At 42.8% G+C, this 23,059-nt stretch carries 17 protein-coding genes; 8 read left to right on the forward strand and 9 right to left on the reverse strand.

The genetic code is table 11. From position 1 onward, the window contains the following. The first annotated feature begins 92 nt into the window (after positions 1–92). On the forward strand, positions 93–1,058 hold the full coding sequence (locus ACP8HI_RS24525) for an Atu1372/SO_1960 family protein (RefSeq protein WP_438348720.1): 966 nt from the start codon (positions 93–95) through the stop codon (positions 1,056–1,058). A gap of 434 nt (positions 1,059–1,492) precedes the next feature. Here ACP8HI_RS24525 and ACP8HI_RS24530 read toward each other — a convergent pair whose 3' ends face one another. The 5 genes from ACP8HI_RS24530 to gdhA all read right to left on the reverse strand — a co-directional run bounded on the left by ACP8HI_RS24530 (position 1,493) and on the right by gdhA (position 10,463). Then, positions 1,493–2,665 (reverse strand): glycoside hydrolase family 130 protein, encoded by a 1,173-nt coding sequence (locus ACP8HI_RS24530; protein WP_438348721.1) that lies wholly within the window; start codon positions 2,663–2,665, stop codon positions 1,493–1,495. Positions 2,666–2,759: 94 nt separating this feature from the next. After that, complete coding sequence (locus ACP8HI_RS24535) at positions 2,760–3,959, reverse strand: AGE family epimerase/isomerase (RefSeq protein WP_438348722.1); 1,200 nt, start codon at positions 3,957–3,959, stop codon at positions 2,760–2,762. A gap of 204 nt (positions 3,960–4,163) precedes the next feature. After that, positions 4,164–6,626 carry a beta-mannosidase gene (locus ACP8HI_RS24540; RefSeq protein ID WP_438348723.1) on the reverse strand — a complete coding sequence of 821 codons (2,463 nt, stop codon included), beginning with the start codon at positions 6,624–6,626 and terminating at the stop codon, positions 4,164–4,166. A 381-nt stretch (positions 6,627–7,007) separates the two neighbouring features. Beyond that, positions 7,008–8,870, reverse strand: coding sequence for an LTA synthase family protein (locus tag ACP8HI_RS24545; RefSeq protein WP_438348724.1), 1,863 nt, complete (start codon positions 8,868–8,870; stop codon positions 7,008–7,010). A 213-nt stretch (positions 8,871–9,083) separates the two neighbouring features. Then, positions 9,084–10,463, reverse strand: a complete 1,380-nt coding sequence (gene gdhA, locus ACP8HI_RS24550) for an NADP-specific glutamate dehydrogenase (RefSeq protein WP_438348725.1) — start codon at positions 10,461–10,463, stop codon at positions 9,084–9,086. Positions 10,464–10,675: 212 nt separating this feature from the next. Here gdhA and ACP8HI_RS24555 point away from each other — a divergent pair, with 212 nt between their 5' ends. Further along, positions 10,676–12,973 carry an ATP-dependent DNA helicase gene (locus ACP8HI_RS24555; RefSeq protein WP_438348726.1) on the forward strand — a complete coding sequence of 766 codons (2,298 nt, stop codon included), beginning with the start codon at positions 10,676–10,678 and terminating at the stop codon, positions 12,971–12,973. A 119-nt stretch (positions 12,974–13,092) separates the two neighbouring features. Then, on the forward strand, positions 13,093–14,070 hold the full coding sequence (locus ACP8HI_RS24560; RefSeq protein WP_438348727.1) for a Gfo/Idh/MocA family protein: 978 nt from the start codon (positions 13,093–13,095) through the stop codon (positions 14,068–14,070). Here ACP8HI_RS24560 and ACP8HI_RS24565 read toward each other — a convergent pair. Further along, the gene (locus ACP8HI_RS24565; protein WP_438351978.1) at positions 14,051–14,242 is read right to left on the reverse strand and encodes an LrgB family protein; all 192 of its coding nucleotides are present in this window, start codon (positions 14,240–14,242) and stop codon (positions 14,051–14,053) included. The genes ACP8HI_RS24560 and ACP8HI_RS24565 overlap by 20 nt on opposite strands. A 152-nt stretch (positions 14,243–14,394) precedes the next feature. On the opposite strand from ACP8HI_RS24565, the gene ACP8HI_RS24570 reads away from it, so the two are divergent. The 3 genes from ACP8HI_RS24570 to ACP8HI_RS24580 are packed head-to-tail and all read left to right on the forward strand — an operon-like array spanning position 14,395 to position 18,469. Next, complete coding sequence (locus ACP8HI_RS24570; RefSeq protein ID WP_438348728.1) at positions 14,395–14,868, forward strand: MarR family winged helix-turn-helix transcriptional regulator; 474 nt, start codon at positions 14,395–14,397, stop codon at positions 14,866–14,868. After that, complete coding sequence (locus tag ACP8HI_RS24575) at positions 14,862–16,589, forward strand: ABC transporter ATP-binding protein (protein WP_438348729.1); 1,728 nt, start codon at positions 14,862–14,864, stop codon at positions 16,587–16,589. The genes ACP8HI_RS24570 and ACP8HI_RS24575 overlap by 7 nt, the downstream gene beginning before the upstream one ends. Beyond that, the gene (locus tag ACP8HI_RS24580) at positions 16,586–18,469 is read left to right on the forward strand and encodes an ABC transporter ATP-binding protein (RefSeq protein WP_438348730.1); all 1,884 of its coding nucleotides are present in this window, start codon (positions 16,586–16,588) and stop codon (positions 18,467–18,469) included. Before ACP8HI_RS24575 ends, ACP8HI_RS24580 begins: the two co-directional genes overlap by 4 nt. Before the next feature lie 111 nt (positions 18,470–18,580). On the opposite strand, the gene ACP8HI_RS24585 is transcribed toward ACP8HI_RS24580, so the two are convergent. Further along, positions 18,581–19,045 (reverse strand): ferritin-like domain-containing protein, encoded by a 465-nt coding sequence (locus ACP8HI_RS24585; protein WP_438348731.1) that lies wholly within the window; start codon positions 19,043–19,045, stop codon positions 18,581–18,583. 84 nt (positions 19,046–19,129) lie between these two features. Further along, the gene (locus tag ACP8HI_RS24590; protein WP_438348732.1) at positions 19,130–19,837 is read right to left on the reverse strand and encodes a TetR/AcrR family transcriptional regulator; all 708 of its coding nucleotides are present in this window, start codon (positions 19,835–19,837) and stop codon (positions 19,130–19,132) included. Positions 19,838–19,876: 39 nt separating this feature from the next. On the opposite strand from ACP8HI_RS24590, the gene ACP8HI_RS24595 reads away from it, so the two are divergent. Beyond that, positions 19,877–22,096 (forward strand): MMPL family transporter, encoded by a 2,220-nt coding sequence (locus ACP8HI_RS24595; RefSeq protein ID WP_438348733.1) that lies wholly within the window; start codon positions 19,877–19,879, stop codon positions 22,094–22,096. Positions 22,097–22,214: 118 nt separating this feature from the next. Here ACP8HI_RS24595 and ACP8HI_RS24600 read toward each other — a convergent pair whose 3' ends face one another. Continuing rightward, the gene (locus tag ACP8HI_RS24600; RefSeq protein ID WP_438348734.1) at positions 22,215–22,421 is read right to left on the reverse strand and encodes a hypothetical protein; all 207 of its coding nucleotides are present in this window, start codon (positions 22,419–22,421) and stop codon (positions 22,215–22,217) included. Positions 22,422–22,651: 230 nt separating this feature from the next. On the opposite strand from ACP8HI_RS24600, the gene ACP8HI_RS24605 reads away from it, so the two are divergent. Next, complete coding sequence (locus ACP8HI_RS24605; RefSeq protein ID WP_438348735.1) at positions 22,652–22,993, forward strand: DUF2294 domain-containing protein; 342 nt, start codon at positions 22,652–22,654, stop codon at positions 22,991–22,993. Positions 22,994–23,059: the final 66 nt, after the last annotated feature.

The raw sequence follows: 23,059 nt of genomic DNA on the forward strand, positions 1-23,059 counted from the left end.
TACCGTTTAACTGATTCTTTTTAAGAGGTCAAATTTATTATAGACTAGGCATTAGGAGTATAACAACCTTATCCATAGAAAGAAGGCATCCTATGTCTCAGATCGTTCAGATCATCATTGAACAGATGAATGCGCAGCTTGAAAGAATTGAAGACCATGTGAATCGTTTATCGGAAGAAGATGTTTGGTCGAGATTAGAACCGGATATGAATAGTGTTGCAAATTTATGCATTCATTTAGCAGGGAGTGAGTATCAGCATTTTGTAAGTGGTATGGGTAATAAGCCTTTTATAAGAGAAAGATCGCAGGAGTTTGATAGAGTAGGTGGGTACTCTAAAAAGCAATTAATTGAACAACTTCATGCGGTTCGTAGGGATTCCATTCAGGTGTTGAAGGGGCTGACGGATGAAGATTTACAACGACAAGTAAAGGTTTATTTCGAACCTGAAGATTGGAATCGAATGAAGGGGATACATGCTGAACATTCGGAGCCATGTGTTATTAGGTCCATTCAAAGTCACTTAGTGTATATAGCGGAACATATTGGATATCATACAGGGCAGATCGTGTTGATGACTAAGTTGTTGTTGAAAGGATCCGTTGAGGCAAGATTAGACCAGTTAAAGATTGTACTGCCAAGTGGAAGTGAACCAGCAGCTAACTATATGAACTACAGCATCGTGAACGGCTTACTTTTTGTGTCCGGGAAAGGGCCAGCAGGTCATCCCAAGGGGAAATTGGGGAGTGACTTTTCAACAGAAGAGGGATATCAGTTCGCCCGGCAGGCAGGAATAGAAGTGCTCGCAGTACTGAATCAGGCATTGGGTAGCTTAAATAAGGTGAATCGGGTCATTAAAGTTCAAGGATTTGTAAATGCCAGTCCGCAATTCGATGAGCATCATGTCGTTCTGAATGGTTTCTCTGATCTTATGCGGGAAGTGTTTGGTGAGAAGGGGGTTCACGCTCGGTCAGTTATGGGTGCTAATTCGCTAAGAGGCAATCTCCCACTTGTGGTGGATTCTATCTTTGAGGTCGATGCGAGTCATCTTACATCATGATTAAATGATCTGTAGTGTGAATTGATCTGATCTTTGTAATGAGTATGCTGCTCGTTATCAATCTTAGTTATCAACCACTCACTCTCTTCATTGAATCAACCCCTAATCCACGAACTCCCCTATCTCTCTTATACAGCTGAATAGGGGGAGTTCGCATTAATCCCCTCCGTAGGGAGATAGACGAAGTTGATCGTCATGTTCTATGGCGGTAGTCACTCGAGACATTGAACACTGGATCTGTGTCGTCGGTAAATTCCGTTTAGTATGTATATTGACTTTCTGAGTATACATTCGCTTTTAGCACGCCATTTTCCTCCAAAATATAAAATACACTCATAACAAATTCGGACTAGAAAAGGCGAGTGCTTCTCCGGTCAATCCGGGAAGCATTCGCCTCATTATGGCATTGTTCCATCGCTATCTTCTCAAAGAAATTATAAGTTCAAATTACGCTCCACCAATTCAATCCGTTGCTGAACACAAGAGTAAGAACGGAAAGGGTCCTCGGGTGTGTTGATAGCGTAGTCTAGCAATTGATCTACCGTTGTTGTAGCTACATGGAGTCTTGTGTCGGAGGAAGCATAGTAGATGTACACTTCACCGTTATCCAGAGCGATAACACCGTTTGAGAATACAACGTTGGATACGTCACCGACACGCTCCTCACCATCAGGGGCAATGAAATGTCCTCCTGGACGATGAGTAACCACTTGTGGTTTAGCTAGATCAGATAAGAAGACGTAGAGTACATAACGGAGCCCAGCCGCTGTATTTCTTACACCGTGAGCAATGTGAAACCAGCCCTTATCAGTCTTAATGGGGGCAGGGCCTTGGCCGTTCTTCACTTCTTTGATTGTATGATAATATCTTTCGTCGATAATAATCTCTTCGTCAATGACAGCATTCTCGATAGAATCCGACAATCCGAAGCCGATCCCGCCACCTGATCCTGTGTCAATAAATCCATCTTGTGGGCGAGTATAGAAGGCATATTTACCATCAACAAATTCAGGATGAACAACAACATTACGCTGCTGGGCAGAAGGTGTCTTGAGATCGGCTAAACGTTCCCAGGTGATGAGGTCCTTCGTGCGTGCAATTCCACATTGAGCAGTTGCACTGGATAGATCGCCTCTCGGTGCATCCGGATCTTTGCGTTCTGTGCAGAACAACCCGTAGATCCAACCGTCTTCGTGCTGTACAAGGCGCATATCATAGATATTGATATCCGGAACTTCTGTCTCAGGCAGAACAACAGGATGATCCCAGAAGCGGAAGCTGTCGACTCCGTTATCACTCTCAGCTACAGCGAAGAACGACTTGCGATCTAGTCCTTCAACACGTGCGATTAGATAGAACTTACCATTGAGATGAATGGCACCTGCGTTAAAAACTCCATTAATACCGAGACGTTCCATGAAATATGGATTGGTCTCAGGATTGAAATCATATCTCCATATCAACGGGGAATGATCTGCCGTCAGAACAGGATACTGATATCGATCATATATCCCATTCCCATAGGGAACCTTCTCATTCTTGCGGTTGATCAATGCTTCATAGCGCTCTGTAAGTTGTTGTTTGCGTGTATTAAATAAGGATTTCATGGATTGTTGTCCTCCTAAAAGTTTTCGAGCAACACAACTTGGTATACTTCGAGAAAACTGGCATCGAAAGCATAAACTTAAGTTTTTTTTGTAACTACTTCAATCGCTCCAACATCTCCATACAAGCCCTGCCATTATGATACGGGCATTTCCAAGCACTAACCTTGGATTGCTCTAGGTTGGGGACACCCTCGCGATTGACACTCCAGAACCATTCACCATGCTCGTGGTCAACGATATATTTCTGAATGAAGGACCAAGAGTGGAGGGCGGCTTGTTCGAACTTGGTATTGCCCGTCATTTGAAAAGCGTTATAGAATCCGACCATTGCTTCTGCCTGTGGCCACCAATCCTTATCGGTGTCTATAAACTCTCCAGCAGAAGATTCATTCAGAATGCCGCCGTCGGGATCTACACCTTCGGCATAAGTGGCTTCGGCCATCGCAATGGCTACCTTCTTCGTTCGTCTCAGAAGAACGGCATCACCTAGAACTTCGGCTGCTTCTAATAGCAACCAACTGCCTTCAATATCATGACCATACGAGATGTGGTCGGACTTCACATGCCATGCCTCATCGAAGAACAGATGGAAGTGATTCGTAGCAGGATCGACGATACGATCAAGTGTCACTTCAATTAATTCGTGAAGCTGATCACGAAGAATGGGGGAGGGCCATACTCGCAATAGATTGGTATAAGCCTCCATCACATGTAGATGGGTATTCATCGACTTCTTCTCGTTAAGATCTTTATCGCTTAGACTGAAGTCGTCTGTGACTGTCCAGTTGCGAGAAAGAGCTTCGAAGTAACCTTGATGAATAGGGTCATAACTGTGTTTCTCAACAATATGAAACAATTGAATGGCATGTGCCAAAGATTCCTGGTGTCCAGTAGCTCGGTGATATTCGGCTAGGGCATAGATCGCAAAGGCCTGACCATAGATCTGTTTCTTGTCTTCTGAAGGGCTACCGTCGGCGTTAAGCATCCAGAATAGTCCGTCATATTCCTTATCTACGAAGTGATCGCAGATATATTGATAGGCACGCTCTGCCATACTCAAGTATTCGTTGTTCTTATAGATTCGGTATGCAGCAGAGAAAGTCCAGAGAATCCGGGTGTTTAGAACTAGACTTTTGTCCGCACCGTTAATAACTTGTAGATCTGGTGTAATCTCACCGAGGAAGCCTCCGTGTTCTTCATCCAAGGAATACTTCCCCCAGAATCCTAGGATGTTATCTTTCAATTCTCGCTCTATATCAGACTTCCATGTTGTAATCTGATGAGTAATATCCATTAGAATCCCACCTACACATTATTTGAAAATATAAGACAGTATAAGTTGCGCTTGATACTCTAATTCTAATATCTTCGCAGAGACGGTTACCTTAAAGCGATACGAAGTACCGCTAGCATCGGAAGCATAAACTCTTTGAAAAAAAGGACAGCCCAACCGTTTCTTCTTAGGAGTTCATTTCCAACCACGCTGGTTATTGTTAGCTTATTCCGCCATCTCTACAGCACTACGAATGTGAAGTGCGGATTGAAGCGACTCTAACGTAACAGACGAAGACAAAGTATCTTTACGCAAGGTGACTAACTTCACCTGATCAGGACATAAGTCGAAGTAATTATCGCTCCATTTGACATCTAGGTTCGCAAATTCTAGCTCCACGTATTTGGCAAGTTCCTGTGATGTTAACTTCAGTTCAAAGGTTACTTCTTGTTCCGTCCATTCGGCAACAATCTTAGTCGGATTCAAATGGAAATGCTTGGCTGGAGCAAATAGTAGAACACCTTCGCTTACCACATCTCCCGTTTCATTTTCTAAACGATACTCTAAATAAGCAGAGCGCATCTCATCGTCAGTTAGCTGTGATGTGAAATCAAGTTCAACTACAGATGTAGAACTAAGTGAACTGGCTTCAACCGATTGTGTGCCTTGATGGTTAAGATTAGATGAAGTGCTATGAAGTTTCCAAGATAAGGTTCCATGGAAGGAGCTCATCGTTTCATTGGATACGTGTAGAGCTACGTTCTTACCATCTTCGCAAGCGGAGAGAAGAATAGGCGAATAGAATCGTTTAGCGAAATAATGAAGTGCCTTCCAGCGACCGTAGTAATCGATACTCGACCAAGAGGCAACAGGCCAACAATCATTCAGCTGCCAGTAGATCGCTCCCATACAGCGACCCCGATTGCGTCTCCAATGCTCTACACCATATTTCATAGCTTCTGCCTGTAATATCTGGGACGCGTAGACAAGGGAGGAGAAGTCCTTAGGATATTTGAAGTTCTGAGATAAGTAGTACATGATCTTTCCATTCGCTCCATCATTCTTCTGATGACGTTCCATAACATAGGAGAAAATATTACGATCCTCAGGCTCAGTAAAGCTCTCAATCGTTTTCATACTTGGAAAGGACTGAAATCCAAACTCAGAGCAGAATCGGAAGTGGAAAGAGCGATATTCTGTAAAAGGTTTCAGGCCATGCCATACTTCCCAGTAATGAGCATCGCCTCGGTTAGGATCGCTTGGAAGATCAAAGCTACCGCCGGATGATGGGGAAGAAGCCCAGTAGAATGTGTTGGGATCGTACTCTGCAGCCACATCTGCAAGGAGAACTTCGAATTGTTTAATATAATCTTCCTTCATCTTCTCGGTCTTAGGAAATCCCCAATCGACGATGGCAGATTCAATTTCGTTATTGCCACACCATATACCTAGAGAAGCGTGGTGCCGTAAGCGCCGAATATTATCGATGGCTTCTTGTTTGATGTTGGCAGCGAATGCATCTGTCATGTCATATACAGCACAAGCGAACATGAAATCCTGCCACACAATGAGTCCATAACGGTCACATAGATCATAGAAAGCTTGATCCGGATAAATACCGCCACCCCAAATGCGAATGCAGTTAAAGTTCGCTTCGATACAGTCGCGAATTAGAATTTCTGTCTTAGCAGCAGACGTTCTAGGTAGTAGGTTATCTTCTGGGATATAATTTGCACCCATAGCAAATATGGATATACCGTTAATTTCGAATTCGAACGATTCGCCCCAGGCATCCGGCTCTTGTCTGACACGAATGGTTCGCAGACCGATGGTGTAATCTTGCTGATCGACCAGAAGGTCTCCGTCAAAGAGTCCAATGACTACCTTATAAAGAGGTTGTGCGCCATACCCATTAGGCCACCACAGTTGTGGTTGATCAATCGTCATCGTCAATGTTTGAATACCATTCTCAGCTTGATTCCGGGCTTGAATCGTCTCTCCATCAGGAGTCGTTACACATATATCTACATTTAAATGTTGCGTATTCCATGATGCTAGCTCCAAGCGGATTTCTAATTCGACTTGCTCCTTCGTATGATGTTGGGTCATATATACATCCTGAATACGTCCTGTGTTATAAGCCTTTAAATAAATATCGCGCCAAATTCCGGCATCCGGCAATTGTGGACCCCAATCCCATCCATAGCTGGAATGTGCTTTACGAATATGTGGGAAGCCATCCACAGTTGTTTCTACACCCCATAGATGGGAAGCCTCTTGTTTCTGCGCTATATAATCTAGTGTGTTATGGAACAAGATGATGATTTCATTCGCACCGAGTTGGACGAAAGGTTTAACATCGAACACAAAGGTACGGTGCATATTATCGGTGTCGGCTATGAAATGTCCATTGATATGAATGGTAGCAAGCGTATCGAGTCCTTCACATACTAATTCTAGGCGATCACTTTGGAAGAGATCATCAGATACGTCAAAGCTGCGTGAATAACGATACTCTCGGTTCATGATATCCTTCGCATTCTTCTCGTTGTCACGATAGTAAGGATCCTCAATGATTTTTGCTTGAAGTAAGTCGTTATAAACAGACCCTGGGACTTTAACTTCCTGAGGGAGAAGTGCGTGATCGTCTTGAAGCTGCCAAATTCCAGTTAACGTAAGAGTCTTCATCGTGTAATCTCCTTTTTTAGCTAACAATAATTTATTTTTATTAGCGTTGTGTTATATTTATTAGCTATCTCATTTATAATCCTATTCACCCTAAAAATCAAGAAATAATCACCTGAATTTTTAAATTGTCTACTTTTAGCATGTAATCATTATTGAACAAATAAGTATATAGTTATCATTATGTTATTGTTTTGTTATAATCAAATAAATGAAAAAGTAACTATCATAGGTGGGGACGGGCGGCATCCGTTTCAGCGGAAATATAAGGAATAGAGTATCAAGTGAAACTTATACTTTCATATATTTTTCGAAAAAAAGATGTCTCACAACCATGTTCATGGCTGCAAGACATCCTCTGAAATCTATACTGGTGATACTCGGTTATTCCTGCTGTCGATCGGGTAGCTGGCTCACATAGCTGTCTGACAGGTGAAGAAGCTTCAATGCTCGTTCATATTCGGCTTCTGTTGCCCCTTTGGAGTTACCATTATCTCCAACGAAAGGATAGTGGGTTCCATCCTCATATCCGTTACCAGGAAGGAACAAGGCTTTGTCGCTCATGAAAGAACCGGTAGGGAGGTAGTACCTCTCGGGTAGTAAATTATAGTCTTGGTTCAGTAAATCCTGTCCGAAGTGAATCTGATGGTCAAGTGACACACCAACCAGATTGGCGATCGTTGGCATTACATCTACTTGCCCACCTAATGAGGTGAGAACAGCAGGCGATACAATGTCATTACCACTAATAATGAGTGGGATGTTCATCATATCCGCATAACTGTATTCGTGTTCGTAGATTTCTTGCATCAGTTCTTTATCGCGGCGATCCAAAGAATACAAAGGTAGACCCATATGATCTCCATAAGTCACAATCAAGCTATTATCCCATACACCATTCTTCTTTAGATCATCGATGAACAAGCCAAGTGCGTAATCCGCGTAATTCTGTGCACGGATATAATCCCCGACGAACGTACCTTCATAGCGTTCTGGCAATGTCATTTGATACTTTTCTTCTGGGAGCGTGAATGGATGATGCGCCGTCATTGAAATGATTTGAGCATAGAAGGGATCTGGTGATTCATTCATTTCTTGAAGTTTTCCTGCCGTTTTTGTATATAGAACTTCATCTGAGGCTCCGAAGAAAACAACATCCTCATCTTCGAAGAATGGTTGGGCATAATAATGATCGAACCCAATTGCAGCATATAGTTCTCTACGATTCCAGAATTCTACATTATTTGTATGGAATGTTGCGCTCTGGTATCCATGCTCCTTCAATAGCTTAGGAAGACTCGGTAATGATTTGTTGGGATAGACCTGTGCAGCAGCCCCCTTTGGTGGAATATAGAAAGACGTATTCACAACAAACTCGGCATCAGATGTATTACCTTGACCTACCTGCTGGTAAAAGTTAGGGAAATAGAGGCTATCTTGGGCAAGTTTATTCATATTCGGTGTGATTTCCTGTCCATCAATGGTTAGGTTCATAAGGAAGTTCTGGAAAGATTCCATTTGAATAATAATGACATTCTTTCCTTGAGCCGTCTGCCAGTATGCAGGGGTTGCAGGTTTGCTAGTTCCTTTTAACTGATCAATGGACTCTTGCGTGATATCGCCGCTTGGAATCCATTCGGTATTATCTTTTGAAAGAATCGTATAAGCTTCATAACTAAGAATCCCCATCTCTTGAGCTTGGGTAATTTCATTCATACTTGCACGATTAGGGAGAACGTTGAAGAGACATACTACTAAGGATAGAACAAATAGAATCGAGGTAACCTTATTTCTTCGCTTGATTGAAATGTTCAACTTCCAGGTTTTGAACTTCTTGTTGCGAAAGGACAATAGAAAGAAAAGGATAATATCAGTAAAGATAAACAAATAATAAGGGGCGAGCAATGAGAAGACACTGTTACTTACTGCAGTGACTTGATTGACTTGTTCCAGCGCATGATAAGTCACAATGACACCGTAATATTTATAATACATAATGACCGCAAAGAATATGGCAGTGACCACTAAATTGATGATCATATAATAGGTGAGTTTACGTTTGCTAGCGAACCACTCGACCAGACTGAATAAGATCCAAATGAATGGGAGCTCGGTGAGAAGTAACTTCCACGGAAGTGGATCTCCAAAAGTTACAGCCCAAGTCAAATAGCCTTTGAGCATTAGAATGATAGAGAATAGTACGAAAGGCTTCTTTAGAAGTCCTTTGGATAACGCTGACCAAGACATATAAATAACTTCCCTCCAAAAAAAATAATAAATGACCAAATGTGTTATATAATTACAGAATACCTAATAAAGACACTCCATATTATTATGCTCCCTGGTAAGATAGATGTCAAAAATGCATCCCGTACACCAGCCAATGGGCTGATCGCGAGATGCATTATTTGGAATGAATGAAAGTTTGAATTTCACCCTATACTTTCATCGAATAGATCATTAAATCACGCCTTGAGCCAACATAGCCTCAGCAACTTTAGTGAATCCGGCAATGTTTGCACCAACCACTAGATTTCCAGGATATCCATTCGCTTCAGCCGCTTCAGCACAGCTATTATGAATATTAATCATGATTTCGTGAAGCTTCGCATCGACTTCTTCAAAAGTCCAAGCCAATCTCATACTGTTTTGGGACATTTCCAGTGCAGAGACGGCTACGCCACCAGCATTAGCTGCTTTTGCGGGACCGAACAGAACGCCATTCTCAAGGAAAACATCGATAGCTGCCAAAGTAGATGGCATGTTAGCACCCTCTGCCACAGCCTTGACGCCATTCTTCACAAGCAATGCAGCTGCATCCTCATCAATCTCATTCTGTGTAGCGCACGGCAGAGCAATATCACATGGGATGGACCAAATACCTTCACAACCTGGGTGGTAAGTAGCATTAGGATGTTCCTTGACGTATTCACTGATACGTTTTCTTTCTACTTCCTTCAGTCTTTGAACGGTTTCGTATTGGATACCATCAGGATCATGGATATATCCATTAGAGTCACTACACGCAACAACCTTTGCTCCGAACTGAGTCGCTTTTTGGATCGCGTAGATCGCCACATTCCCTGAACCGGATACGACAACCGTACTGCCATCTAGAGTCTGATCTTGAGCTTGCAGCATTTCATTTACGAAATACACTGTACCGTAGCCAGTTGCTTCTGGGCGTGCTAGGCTACCACCGTAGCTAATTCCTTTGCCCGTGAAGACACCGGCTTGATTGCCACCTTGGATTCTCTTGTACTGTCCGAACATATATCCTATTTCTCTAGCTCCAACTCCGATATCCCCAGCTGGAACGTCAGAATCTGGACCAATATATTTATAAAGTTCTGTTATGAAGCTTTGTGTAAATCGCATGATTTCGCCATCTGATTTCTCTTTAGGATTAAAATCTGCTCCACCCTTACCTCCACCAATAGGTTGACCTGTAAGAGAGTTCTTAAATGTTTGTTCAAATCCTAGAAATTTAATGATGCTTGAGTTGACAGAAGGGTGAAAACGAAGTCCACCTTTATAAGGTCCAATTGCGCTATTAAACTGTACGCGATAACCACGGTTAACTCTAACTTTCCCTTGATCATCTACCCAAGGTACTCGGAACATGATTAGTCTTTCGGGCTCCACGAGTCTTTCCAAGATGCCAGCGTCCATATACTTTGGTTGTTTAGCTAATGCGGGAACTAAAGATTCCAATATTTCCTTAACCGCTTGATGGAATTCCAGTTCATTAGGATTGCGTTTTTGTACCGATTCAAAAACCTTGTTCACATATTGCTTAGCGACCGCTTCAGTGGGTTCGTTCACTCTTAAAAAAGTCATAATAGTTACCTCTCCTCTTATAATTCATTTACTCTATTTGATAGTGAAATTATACACTTTTTAAGCGCCACTACAACACATTGGAGCAATAAATACACATTTTAATTTTTTATTACCATATGTGGGTTTTGTTTATCCGACCGAAAAAAGGCTGTGATCGCACAACTATATTCATGGTATGATACAACAAATGACGAGAACGGGTGATCCTATTGTTAGAACATAACGATGAAATAAGGCGGGTGAAAATATCTGTCCGACCTTTGGTGGAATATGTGTATAGCAGCGGAGATATCGAATCAGGATTCCGAAGTGTGGCTGCGCTCCATGAAGGAACTAGAATACATCAACAAGTGCAGAGAATGTATCAAGAAGGTGATCTGAAAGAAGTGACCCTCAAGACAGAAATGTTATACGCGGATATTCTATACCAAATTGAAGGAAGGTGTGACGGTCTAATCCTCTTGGAGGATGGTTGGATGGTGGATGAGATCAAGTCGACCTCTTCGGACATATGTTTTATGGAAGAAGGCTATCCAGTTCACTGGGCTCAAGCGCAGATCTATGCTTATATCGTAGCGAAAGAACAGGGACTTAGTCAAATGAAGATTCAGTTAACATATATTCAAGTGGTTTCGGGTGAGGTGAAAAAGTTTGTGAAATCGGTTACTTTTTCTGAGTTGGAGTCATTTGTATGGGGGATTTTGGCTAGTTACAATCCCTTTGCTTCTTTAAGGTTGGATCATATCCGTCGTAGGGACGATAGTATCCGTTCTATGCCGTTCCCCTTTGATTCTTACCGTGAAGGGCAACGGAAGTTGGCAGGTGCTGTGTATCAGACCGTGAAGGAGGGTCAGAAGCTCTTTGTGAAAGCCCCTACCGGTATCGGTAAGACGGTATCGACCTTGTTCCCATCGGTGAAGGCGATAGGTGAGGGACTTCTGCAACAACTATTCTACTTAACAGCAAGAACGACGACTCGCACAGCGGCGGAACATGCTCTAGGCATGATGCAGTCAAAGGGACTACATTTACAAGCTGTGACTCTAACGGCTAAGGAAAAAATATGTTTCCAAGAGAAGGTCTCTTGTAAGAAGGAAGACTGTCCGTTTGCAGATGGCTATTACGATCGCATTAATGTAGGAATCATGGATATGTTGTCGAATGAGACTTTGATGGACAGGACCGTGATTGAGCATTATGCTCGCAAGCATCAACTATGTCCTTTTGAGTTCTCACTGGATGCTGCTTATGCGGCAGATGCGGTCATATGTGATTACAACTATGTCTTCGATCCCCGAGTATCTCTGAAACGATTATTCGAAGAACGGAAGAAGAAGACTGTATTGCTAGTGGATGAAGCTCATAATTTGGTTGATCGCGGGAGAGAAATATTCTCTGCAACCCTAGGCAAGGCAGAATTCCTCGAGCTGCAAAGAGGCTACAAAGGTAAGAACAATCGTATTCATGAGACTTCTCGTGTTGTAAATCAATATTTCATTACCTTGAAAAAAGAGTGTGGCGAGATAAAGCGAAAATTGTGGAAAGAACTTCCTGAGGAACTTATTAATAAGTTAGACCTCTTTGTTCAAGAGGCTGAGCAAGAACTTCAAGGGATCGGACATGGAGATGCCGAATCGCGTCAACTTTTGTTGAATACATATTTTGCTGCGCAACATATGATCCGGATTTCTAAACTATATGATGAACGTTATGTGACTTATGCAGAAGTGGTCCGAAATGGCGTGTCCATCAGAATGTTCTGCATGGATCCTTCGTTTTTGCTAGCCCAAGCGGGAAAGGGATTTCGCTCAACGATATTCTTCTCTGCCACTTTGTCTCCCCTTCAATATTACAGAGATATGCTTGGGGCAGGGGAAGATGATTACAGTTTGAGCGTAGCCTCCCCCTTCCATCGGGAACAACTAGATGTTCGAATCGAGCCCCTCTCGACAAGATACCGAGATCGGGAGAGCACCAAAGGGTCATTGGTACGCTTGTTAAGTAAGATGGTTCGGGAGCGTCAAGGAAATTATCTGATCTTCTTTCCGTCTTATCAATATTTACAGGATGTATATGATCACTTTAGCGCTGAGAACTCTGATCTAGCTACGATTGTGCAAGGAACGGGGATGACCGAGGAAGAGAGGGAAGCATTCTTAGCAAGCTTTCGTTCTGATAATCCTGACACTCTCGTAGGATTTGCTGTGCTAGGAGGTATTTTCTCCGAAGGTATTGATCTGCAAGGAGATCGATTGAACGGTGTGGCAGTTGTAGGTGTTGGGCTTCCTCAGCTAGGGATGGAGCGCGATCTAATGAAAGACTACTTCAATCATATCGGAAAGAATGGTTATGACTACGCTTATGTATATCCTGGTATGAACAAAGTACAACAAGCTGGCGGAAGGCTTATTCGCTCTGAACATGATACAGGCATTCTCATGCTAGTGGATGATCGGTTCTTGCAGCGCCAATATCAGGAGTTATTGCCTGAAGAGTGGAAGGAATAAGTCATCGTTCAAGTTAAGACCCATTCAATTAAACTTGAATTCAGAGGGTGAGATTGGCATACTACTAATATATTCTTGTACGCTGTATACATTAAATTACCTCGAAGGGAAGAGGAATTATGAAGCAATTACAGATAGGTATCATTGGAACAGGCTGGTTCTCCCAAGTTCATGCGGATAATCTGATCGCTATGGAAGGGATTAAGCTTCAGGCTGTGTGCGGTAGTAGCCTGGACAAGAGTGAACAAATGGCAATGCATTATGGAGCAACGGGTTATGGGGATGTTACGGCTATGTTGGAAGCAGAGAAGCTTGATGCAGTGTACATCTGTGTCCCGCCGATGGCACATGGTGAGATCGAAGAGAAGTTAATTGAACGGGGAATTCCCTTCTTGGTGGAGAAACCTATTGGGATTAATTCGGAATTACCCCGTCGTTTACTGAAACAGATTGAAGAGAAATCATTACTAACTTCCGTGGGATATCATCATCGTTATAATGAAACCGCCGCTCGAATGAAACAATTACTTAGTGAACAAAAAGTGGGTATGGCTTTGGGACAATGGATGGGCGGCATGCCTGGCGTGGCGTGGTGGAGACAACAGGAAGGGTCAGGTGGACAATTCATAGAGCAGACAACGCATATTGTTGATATGTTACGGTATTGTTTAGGAGAAGTTAAAGAGGTATATGCGATGTATGGTCAGCGTGTGATGCATGAGCAGCACGAAAATGTAGGCGTTTCCGATGTGGGTACAGTAACGTTGAAGCTTGCGAATGGAGTGATTGCTAACATATCTAACACTTGTATTCTGCCTGGCAACGTGGGTTCATCAGGGATTACATTTTACACAGGTGAAGGTATGCTAGATTGGAACCCTAGTCGATTGAAGGTAGTAACACCGAATATGACTACGGAATATAGCAACCCTACGAATCCTTATGTGGTGGAGAGTGAGGCGTTTATTAACGCAGTACGCACCGGCGATTCCTCCCAGATCCGTTCTGATTATGCGGATGCATTCAAGACCCAAGTGGTTGCCTATGCCGCACTAGAATCTGCCAACACAGGGTTACCTATACGTATTCAGTATTAATATATGAGCCTCTTAAATTCATCCAATTCGCATGATAGACAGATGAGATTATGATTACGATGGAACCGAAGAGTACGCTGGCGATAATGTCGAGGGCGTACTTTTTTAATACCTGGAAATGTTTATACAAAGAGGCTGCAAACGCTCCGGTCGCGAGCGGGTTGAAGTGAATCTGCTATGCAGGAATGGATACATACTATGATCTTGATTGAAGCCCTGTGTAACATTTGACATAGAACTTTGGCAGGAATTATAATACATAGGGGACCTAATTAATTGGCAACCTATCTAATGCATCGATGAGGGGGAGTAATACTTTTAATAATGGATATATCAATTGCACAAAAGTTGTTTGAGGCTATGAAGAGATTTAATAAGGCACAGTTCAATCAACACCCAATTAAGGGTGTCAAACAGAGTGAAATGGTGCTCATGTTCTATGTGAAGAAGTCTACAAAGCCCAATGCAGAAGGTTTAAAGGTATCTGAGATTAGCGAAATGTTGGGAGTTACCTCTCCAACCGTGACGCAGTTGCTAAACTCCCTGGAGGTTAAAGGCTGGATAGAGCGAACTGTGGATCAGAAGGATCGCAGGGCTGTTCGGGTTAAGCTGAGTGATGAAGGAGAATTAGTGATTCAAAAAGCGATAAAGGTAACGGAGGCTTCTTTTAATGAATTAATCAATCATTTAGGAGAAGAAGACAGTAACCAGCTGGCAGATCTTCTGATTAAGGCTTATCAATATTATGAGCAGAAAGAAATGAACTTGACTCAAAGTGGGGATGATAAGAGATGTTGAAATTATTTAAAAATTTAAGCCCCTACCGGCTTCCTATTTTACTTGTACTTTTGCTGGTCTTTATTCAATCATTATCTGATCTGTACTTACCTACACTAATGGCAGATATCGTGGATAAAGGAATTATAAATGAAGATATCCCGTATATTTGGAAAATCGGTGGTATTATGATTGTGATTACGGCAGTAGGAGCCATTTGTTCTATTGCAGCAAGTTACTTCTCTTCACGTGTAGCCGTAGGCTTTGGTACAAAGCTGCGTAGTAAGGTATTCGGTCATGTACAGAACTTCTCATTGCAGGAGTTCGATCAGATTGGGACGGCATCACTGATTACACGAACTACGAATGATATTAACCAAGTTCAGCAGGTTCTAATGATGTTGCTTCGAATGATGCTTAGCGCACCAATGATGTGTATTGGTGGAATTATTATGGCAGTCAATAGAGATGCCAAGCTTTCTCTTGTCATTGTCGTTGTTATTCCTATATTGGTTGGGGCAATTGCTATTATTGCACTTAAAGGGCTACCGCTATTTAAAGCTATGCAGGTGAAATTAGATACATTGAACCGTGTCTTACGCGAGAATCTTACAGGAATGCGAGTGATTCGCTCTTTCAACCGTACGGAGCATGAGACTAAGCGCTTTAATGAGGCCAATGTGGATTTGACGGACACGGCGATTAAAGTAAATAAAATTATGGCAGCGATGATGCCAATCATGATGCTTGTGATGAACTTCTCAACGATCGCTATCGTGTGGTTCGGTGGGATTCGCATAAGTGATGGCGAGATGCAAGTGGGTTCGTTGATGGCATTCATTCAATATGCCACGCAAATTATGTTCTCGCTCATTATGCTGTCGGTCATCTTTGTAATGGTTCCGCGGGCTTCTGCTTCGGCAACCCGGATTAATGAGGTATTGGATATCGTTCCTGAGATTAATGATCCGGCACAGCCTAAACAAGCTAACCGTGAACATGGGTTCCTCAAATTTGAGGATGTGACCTTCCATTATCCGGGAGCTGAGCAACCAGCGATCTCTAACATTTCTTTTGAAGCTGGACCGGGTGAGACGACTGCGATTATCGGAGGTACCGGATCAGGTAAATCAACACTTCTAAGTCTTATTCCACGATTCTACGATGTGGGAAGTGGTAAAGTACTCATCAATGGTGTGGATGTTCGTGAGCTCACTCAGGAACAATTGCGAGCCAAGATTGGCTTCGTTCCGCAGAAATCGGTTCTTTTCACAGGGACGGTTGCTGCTAATATTCGTTACGGTAAGGAAGACGCCAGCGATGAGGAAATACAATATGCAGCCGATATAGCACAGGCAACGGAATTTATAGCAGATATGAAAGATGGATTTCAATCCGAGATCTCCCAAGGAGGCGGCAATGTCTCCGGTGGACAGAAGCAACGACTTTCCATCGCTCGTGCATTGGTGCGTAAGCCGGAGGTCTATGTATTTGATGATAGCTTCTCGGCACTTGATTTCAAGACGGATTCTAAGCTCCGTGCAGCTCTGAAAGAGATCACAGCAGACGCTACCGTGTTGTTGGTCGCCCAAAGAGTCAGTACGGTTATGGATGCGGATCGTATTATCGTATTAGACGATGGTTCTATTGTTGGAATGGGTACACATCATGACTTGATGAATACCTGTCATGTTTATCGTGAGATTGTATCCTCACAGTTGTCAGAGGAGGAGAGCGCATGAGTGAGAACAATAGAGAACACAAACCTGCTCGCAGATCTGGCGGGGGACATCCTGGTGGACCACCAGGAGTGGTCATGCCTGGCGAGAAAGCGAAGGACTTCAAAGGATCTTTAAAAAGGTTGGTTCGTTATTTAGGGCCTCGCAAAGTTAAATTGATGTTTATTCTATTGATGGCCATTCTGAGTACCTTATTTAGTATTGTGAGTCCTAAGATTCTGGGGAAAGCGACAACTAAATTGTTTGAAGGCATCATGGGTAAGCTGAATGGCATTGATGGGGCGGCCGTTGATTTCGATTATATTACGCAAATATTACTCGTTTTAGCTGGATTATATATCATCAGTGCGATGTTCAGTTATGCACAGCAGTACCTGATGGCAGGCGTAGCGCAGAAGGTTGTGCTCGATATGCGGACACAGATTAATAGCAAGCTGTCTCGCTTACCACTCAAGTATTTCGATTCCAAGACACACGGTGAGATTCTGAGTCGTGCTACGAATGATGTTGATAATATTAGTACAACGCTGCAACAAAGTTTAACTCAACTGATTACATCGGTGGTGACAATTGTTGGGGTCATCGTCATGATGTTGACGATTAGTCCATGGCTAACACTAATTACGATCGTCACTTTACCGCTCAGTATATTAGTCGTCAAGGGTGTGGCATCTAGATCGCAGAAATACTTCATGGGGCAACAGAAATCACTAGGTGATCTCAATGGACATGTCGAGGAAATGTATACAGGACATAAGATTGTCAAAGCCTTTGGTCGTGAGGAACAGTCCATGAAGGATTTCGATGAAATTAATGAGAAGTTGTATCACTCTGGTTGGAAAGCCCAGTTTCTCTCCGGTATGATTATGCCGTTGATGAGTCTGGTTAGTAATTTCGGTTATGTGTTAGTCTGTGTGGTTGGGGGAATATTCGTAACCAATAAGACAATCACAATTGGGGACGTTCAAGCATTCATTCAATACACAAGACAATTCTCCATGCCCATCGCTCAAACGGCTAATATTGCGAATGTGATTCAATCCACGATAGCATCTGCTGAGCGCGTATTCGAATTATTGGATGAAGAAGAGGAAATTCCTGAACTTCAGAATGCGAAGACGATTCAATATCCGCAAGGGGCTGTCCAATTCGAACATGTTAAGTTTGGATATAAGGAAGATGCGATCCTGATTGAGGATATGAATATTGATGTGAGACCGGGTCAGACGATTGCTATCGTAGGACCGACTGGAGCCGGGAAGACGACACTTATTAATTTGCTTATGCGCTTCTATGAGTTAAATGATGGTGCAATTAAGATTGATGGTGTAAATATTGCAGATATGAAGCGTGGCGATCTTCGCAGTAAGTTCGGCATGGTTCTGCAAGATACTTGGCTCTTTAATGGAACGATAAGAGACAATATTGCATACGGTCGTGAAGGAGCAACGGAAGCGGAAATTATTGAAGCCTCGAAGGCAGCCCATGCGGATCATTTCATTCGCACGCTTCCAGATGGTTACAAGACGGTTCTGAATGAAGAGGCGTCGAATATTTCACAGGGCCAGAAGCAGCTTCTAACGATCGCTAGGGCCATTCTTGCCAACCCATCCATTCTTATTCTGGATGAAGCGACCAGTAGCGTCGATACACGTACCGAGATCCACATTCAGAAAGCGATGAATGAGTTGATGAAGGGTAGAACGAGCTTCGTCATTGCGCACCGCCTATCTACGATTCGGGACGCTGATCTTATTCTTGTAATGAATCATGGTAGTGTTATCGAGAAGGGCAACCACGAAGAGTTGCTGAAGCAAGATGGCTTCTATGCAGACCTCTATAACAGTCAATTTTCAAAAGGCATTCAGCAAGACGTAGGGTAAACAATACCTGCTATAAATAGTTAGAATACAAAGAGGAGTACGCACTGAAAGCAGTGGAGTACTCTTCTTTGTTGTGTAATGTTTATGACGTTGTGAAATTGATCGGGCTTGTTAGCATAGAAAAGATAAAAACCAGACAGCATGATTCTGTTCATCCGCAGCCGTACGTCTGAATAGTTCTTTCACGTACGGATCTCGTACTTGGTCAGATATCTTAAGGTAATAATCGACGGTGTTCTGTTCGTCCTTAAACGAAGCTTTTACACCTGCTCTAAATTCGGATGCACAAACTTCGGTTAACTTGGGTGCAGGTACACAACCCGTTAAGCATGTGTAAAGATGCGCAAATTGTTGGAAGTGTTTGATCTCATCTTGACGTATCTCCAGAATTCTCTTCCTAATTTCTTCGGTTGGTGAACATGCAGCTAACTTCTCGTAGCAGGTAATAGCACTATATTCTCCATTCAGTGACGTCACGAGATCTCGAACCAGATGTGCGTCTGCTGTTGCTCGAGCTTGATCATGATATGATAACATTTCCGCATTCTCTCCCTTACTAGCAGGCTTATATAACATATGCATGCCTACTCTTAAGGTGCCCATTGAGTGAATAGTTAAGGGGAAACTTACCAGCATAGGAAACTTGGGTGAGTGATTGTGTTATTTAGGTGCAACGCCATTCCAGAATAAATTAATAATTTCTTGAGCTAAATTAGCATAGGAATGGTTATAGTCCCCCGTTACTTCTCGATTCCCCAGGATCAGCAGTGAGGAGAAGGTATGGGCAAGGAATAGCGTATTACCGATGCGTATTTCTCCACGATCCATCGATTGTTGGAAGCTGGCAATAAGTACATCGTGAATAGCTTCTTCAGAGGACAATATTTCTTGAAGTTGTTCCGGTAAGAGCGATGATCGGGCTTCGCGCATAATGGTTTCAAATTCCCCATGAGGATTGGCTAATTTTACTTCAGCTAACTGCCGTAGCCTGTCCATGAGTGGAGCATCCTGTTCCATAATGCGTTGCGTATGAATCCTTGCTTGTCCCATCATGGCGGTAACAGATGCCGTGAATAATTGTGCTTTATTTTCAAAGTAATAATAAATGGAAGCCTTCGTTACACCACATGCTTTGGAAATCTGCTGCAGGGAGACCGCCTCGTAACCGTAATCCATGAATAGTCTCGATGCGATACGCAGGATCATCTGATCCATAGGCAAATCATCTACTTTAAGTTTTGGTCGACCTGGTGAGCGTTTGTTCTTTGGTGCATTCATCATGTATACGACACCCTCCACAAAATCAGATTGATAATTAACCGTACGGTATATATAATTGATTTCATTATACACAACCCAATAATTCATTTTATGTCTTTTGAAAAAATGGTTCAAGGAGGATGGTTAATGAAACAGCATTTAGGATACGGTAGATGGGTTGCCGGCAAACGAAGTAAGTGGGTTACGCTCTTGGTCTGGATTATGGTCGTAGTTGTACTTACCATTGCATGGCCTAGTGTCGGTAGCGAGGAGATTAACAACTCCCCCAATTTGAAGGAACATGTCGCATCTGTTCAAGCGGAGCAAATAGCAAATCGGGAATTCCCAGGCGGATCAGGGATACCAGCTCTTCTCGTGTGGCATCGTGAAGGAGGCATGACAGACGAGGACATCGTAAATGTACAACATTTATATGCGTTGTGGGGAACCAACCCATTACCCTATCAAGATAGTGTTCCGCCCTTTGATAAGATGCCTCTGCCTGCATTGAAGACACTTCTTTCAGAAGATCAGAGCACCCTAGTGACACCGGTTTTGTTCAGCAAAGGGATGGAAAGTGACCAATTAAAAGAAGGCGTGGAACAGCTCAAGTCACAGGCAACGGATGAAATAGGAAGTGATCCATTCGCTGTAGGTCAAGATGACGGAAGTCAACTAAGCGCTCGGGTTACCGGTCCTGTCGGTATTTCAATTGATGCATCGGGACTATTCAAGAACGCGGACTTTAAGCTCATGTTGGGGACGGTTATTCTAGTGCTATTCTTCCTGCTGTTTATTTATCGTTCGCCTATTCTTGCACTGATTCCATTGGTTGCTGTTGGGTTTGCTTACGGTCTGACTAGTCCTATCCTTGGATTTATGTCACAAAAAGGCTGGATTGTTGTGGATTCACAAGCGATATCCATTATGACCGTATTGTTATTCGGTGCTGGAACCGATTATTGTCTGTTCCTTATCTCACGCTTCCGTCAAGTGCTTAAGCATGAAGAGAGCAAGGGAAAGGCACTGTTGAAATCTATCACGGATTCTTCTGGGGCCATTGCTATGAGTGGGTTTACGGTCGTTCTTGCCTTATTCGCTCTTCTTTTAGCTGAGTATGGTGCTTATCACCGCTTCGCTGTACCATTTAGCGTCTCTATTCTAATTATGGGCATAGCGAGTCTAACGTTAGTACCTGCATTACTTGCTATCTTAGGACGAACCTCATTTTATCCATTCATTCCACGTACACCGGAAATGGAGGTAGAACGTGCTCACAAGAAAGGCAAACCAATACCTATCCGTAAGCCTGATCATGATAGCCGAATAGGTCGGCTGGTTGTCAGCAAGCCTTGGACGGTTGTGATCGTTACCGTTGTACTGCTAGGAGGCTTGGCGACCTTCTCAACGCAAGTGAGAACGACGTATGATCTTATGTCTACTTTTCCGAAAGATATGGCTTCAAGAGAAGGCTTTGATTTAATAGGTGAAAAGTTCACACCAGGTGAGCTAGCTCCAGTGAAGATCATGGTGGATACGGAGGGGAAGGAAGATACCCTTGGTGAAAAGTTAGCTGCACTTCCATACGTAGCTGTGGTATCTGAATCAGAACGGGGAGCGCAGAATCCCAATATCGTTGGATATAATGTGGAGTTGAATATGAATCCATACTCCACGGAAGCTATGAATCACATGCCAGATTTACGTATAGTAGCAGAGCAAGCTCTGAAGGATTCAGGTATTGATGCTCCTGTAGATCAAGTGTGGATTAGCGGACAGACTGCTACACAGTACGACACGAAAGAAGTGACTGACCGAGATACACGAGTGGTCATACCTGTCGTTATTGGTCTGATCAGCTTATTACTATTGGTCTACTTGCGCTCTATTGTAGCAACCATCTATTTGGTGGGAACGGTCATTCTGTCCTATTTCTCAGCGTTAGGCTTAGGTTGGATTATTATTCACTATGGTCTCGGCGCGGATGCCATCCAAGGGGCAATCCCCCTTTACTCCTTTGTATTTCTAGTAGCTCTTGGGGAGGATTATAATATCTTTATGATTTCGAGCATTTGGAAGAAGAGCAGACATATGCCTCTGAAGCAAGCGATTAAAGAAGGGGTAGGCGAGACCAGTTCTGTTATTACTTCTGCAGGTATCATTCTAGCAGGTACATTTGCTGTATTAGCATCCTTACCTATACAAGCATTAGTGCAGTTTGGGATCGTTACAGCAATAGGGGTCCTTCTAGATACGTTCATTGTGCGCCCATTTGTAGTTCCGGCAATCACTTCACTATGTGGACGATTTGCCTTCTGGCCTGGGAAGTACACGGAGATGGAGCATCAAGAAGAGCGCGGTCAATAAACAATACGTCATTGGAATTGTAAAAGTTATTTCAAGCTCACGGTAGTTTGTTCAGAGAAACGGCTGTGCCATCCTTAGACAAGGACGACACAGCCGTTTCTCTTTGTAAAGTTACTTCTTAGTTCTTCTTCGATTCGGTTTCGCTATAGGCTACAGGTTTGGCGACCCAATCATCTGCTTGCGGTTCAATATCTACGCCATTCTCCATTTTCTTTCTTTCCGCAAGAGAATCTCCGTCTTTGTTTTCCTTATTTCGGACTTGATCTTCAGTTTGATGTTCCAACTGGATTCCCTCCTTCTTTAACCTTTTATTGCTGTAACACATTTAGAATAACCTGCTAAACGGGTTATCATACGCGAAATTGAGCGGGTATGTAAATTATAAACAACATGGATAACCATGATAAAGTTATATAAAACCGAATAATAATTTACAAAATAAGCTTATAGTTCGTGTTTTAGTGCCAAATCAGATACATTTATGGGATTTTCCTTGCCTGTCTAATTAAGTTTATGTATAATAACCTTGTTAATACATCTTACGAAGGTGGTCAAATGACAATCTTAGATAGTAACGAGGGCAAGAAGAGAGTATCTCAGATCTATAATGAGATTTCAAAGGAACTATTCGGATTTGGTACCACATTGCTAAGGATATCTATAGAGGGAAATCATGTGACTCTTTATGCGAAGCATCGTCGTTCTCCGAGATCCGCTGCATTGGAAGGTGAAGCTCCTGGCTTGAAGCTAGAAGTAGACTTTCGAATGTCGCTCTTATATAAGAAGAGATTTCGTGAGAAGTTAGAAGAGGAATTAGGATGTTCTATTGAAGTTGTGCTTCGTGATTATGATGCTACGACACAATGGGCAGTTACTAACGTTATATTACATGAGTAAGTAATTATATGATAACTAGGATTTTTTCTTCGGATCTATCTGAGGAGAAGACCGTTGAAATGAATT

This window comes from Paenibacillus sp. FA6 (assembly GCF_051550225.1).
GTDB lineage: Bacteria > Bacillota > Bacilli > Paenibacillales > Paenibacillaceae > Paenibacillus_AQ.

Coding starts and splice junctions, on each gene's coding strand:
- ACP8HI_RS24525 (WP_438348720.1), top strand. CDS start 93: ATGTCTCAGATCGTTCAGATCATCATTGAACAGATGAATGCGCAGCTT.
- ACP8HI_RS24530 (WP_438348721.1), bottom strand. CDS start 2,665: ATGAAATCCTTATTTAATACACGCAAACAACAACTTACAGAGCGCTAT.
- ACP8HI_RS24535 (WP_438348722.1), bottom strand. CDS start 3,959: ATGGATATTACTCATCAGATTACAACATGGAAGTCTGATATAGAGCGA.
- ACP8HI_RS24540 (WP_438348723.1), bottom strand. CDS start 6,626: ATGAAGACTCTTACGTTAACTGGAATTTGGCAGCTTCAAGACGATCAC.
- ACP8HI_RS24545 (WP_438348724.1), bottom strand. CDS start 8,870: ATGTCTTGGTCAGCGTTATCCAAAGGACTTCTAAAGAAGCCTTTCGTA.
- gdhA (WP_438348725.1), bottom strand. CDS start 10,463: ATGACTTTTTTAAGAGTGAACGAACCCACTGAAGCGGTCGCTAAGCAA.
- ACP8HI_RS24560 (WP_438348727.1), top strand. CDS start 13,093: ATGAAGCAATTACAGATAGGTATCATTGGAACAGGCTGGTTCTCCCAA.
- ACP8HI_RS24570 (WP_438348728.1), top strand. CDS start 14,395: ATGGATATATCAATTGCACAAAAGTTGTTTGAGGCTATGAAGAGATTT.
- ACP8HI_RS24575 (WP_438348729.1), top strand. CDS start 14,862: ATGTTGAAATTATTTAAAAATTTAAGCCCCTACCGGCTTCCTATTTTA.
- ACP8HI_RS24580 (WP_438348730.1), top strand. CDS start 16,586: ATGAGTGAGAACAATAGAGAACACAAACCTGCTCGCAGATCTGGCGGG.
- ACP8HI_RS24585 (WP_438348731.1), bottom strand. CDS start 19,045: ATGTTATATAAGCCTGCTAGTAAGGGAGAGAATGCGGAAATGTTATCA.
- ACP8HI_RS24590 (WP_438348732.1), bottom strand. CDS start 19,837: ATGAATTATTGGGTTGTGTATAATGAAATCAATTATATATACCGTACG.
- ACP8HI_RS24595 (WP_438348733.1), top strand. CDS start 19,877: ATGAAACAGCATTTAGGATACGGTAGATGGGTTGCCGGCAAACGAAGT.
- ACP8HI_RS24600 (WP_438348734.1), bottom strand. CDS start 22,421: ATGTGTTACAGCAATAAAAGGTTAAAGAAGGAGGGAATCCAGTTGGAA.
- ACP8HI_RS24605 (WP_438348735.1), top strand. CDS start 22,652: ATGACAATCTTAGATAGTAACGAGGGCAAGAAGAGAGTATCTCAGATC.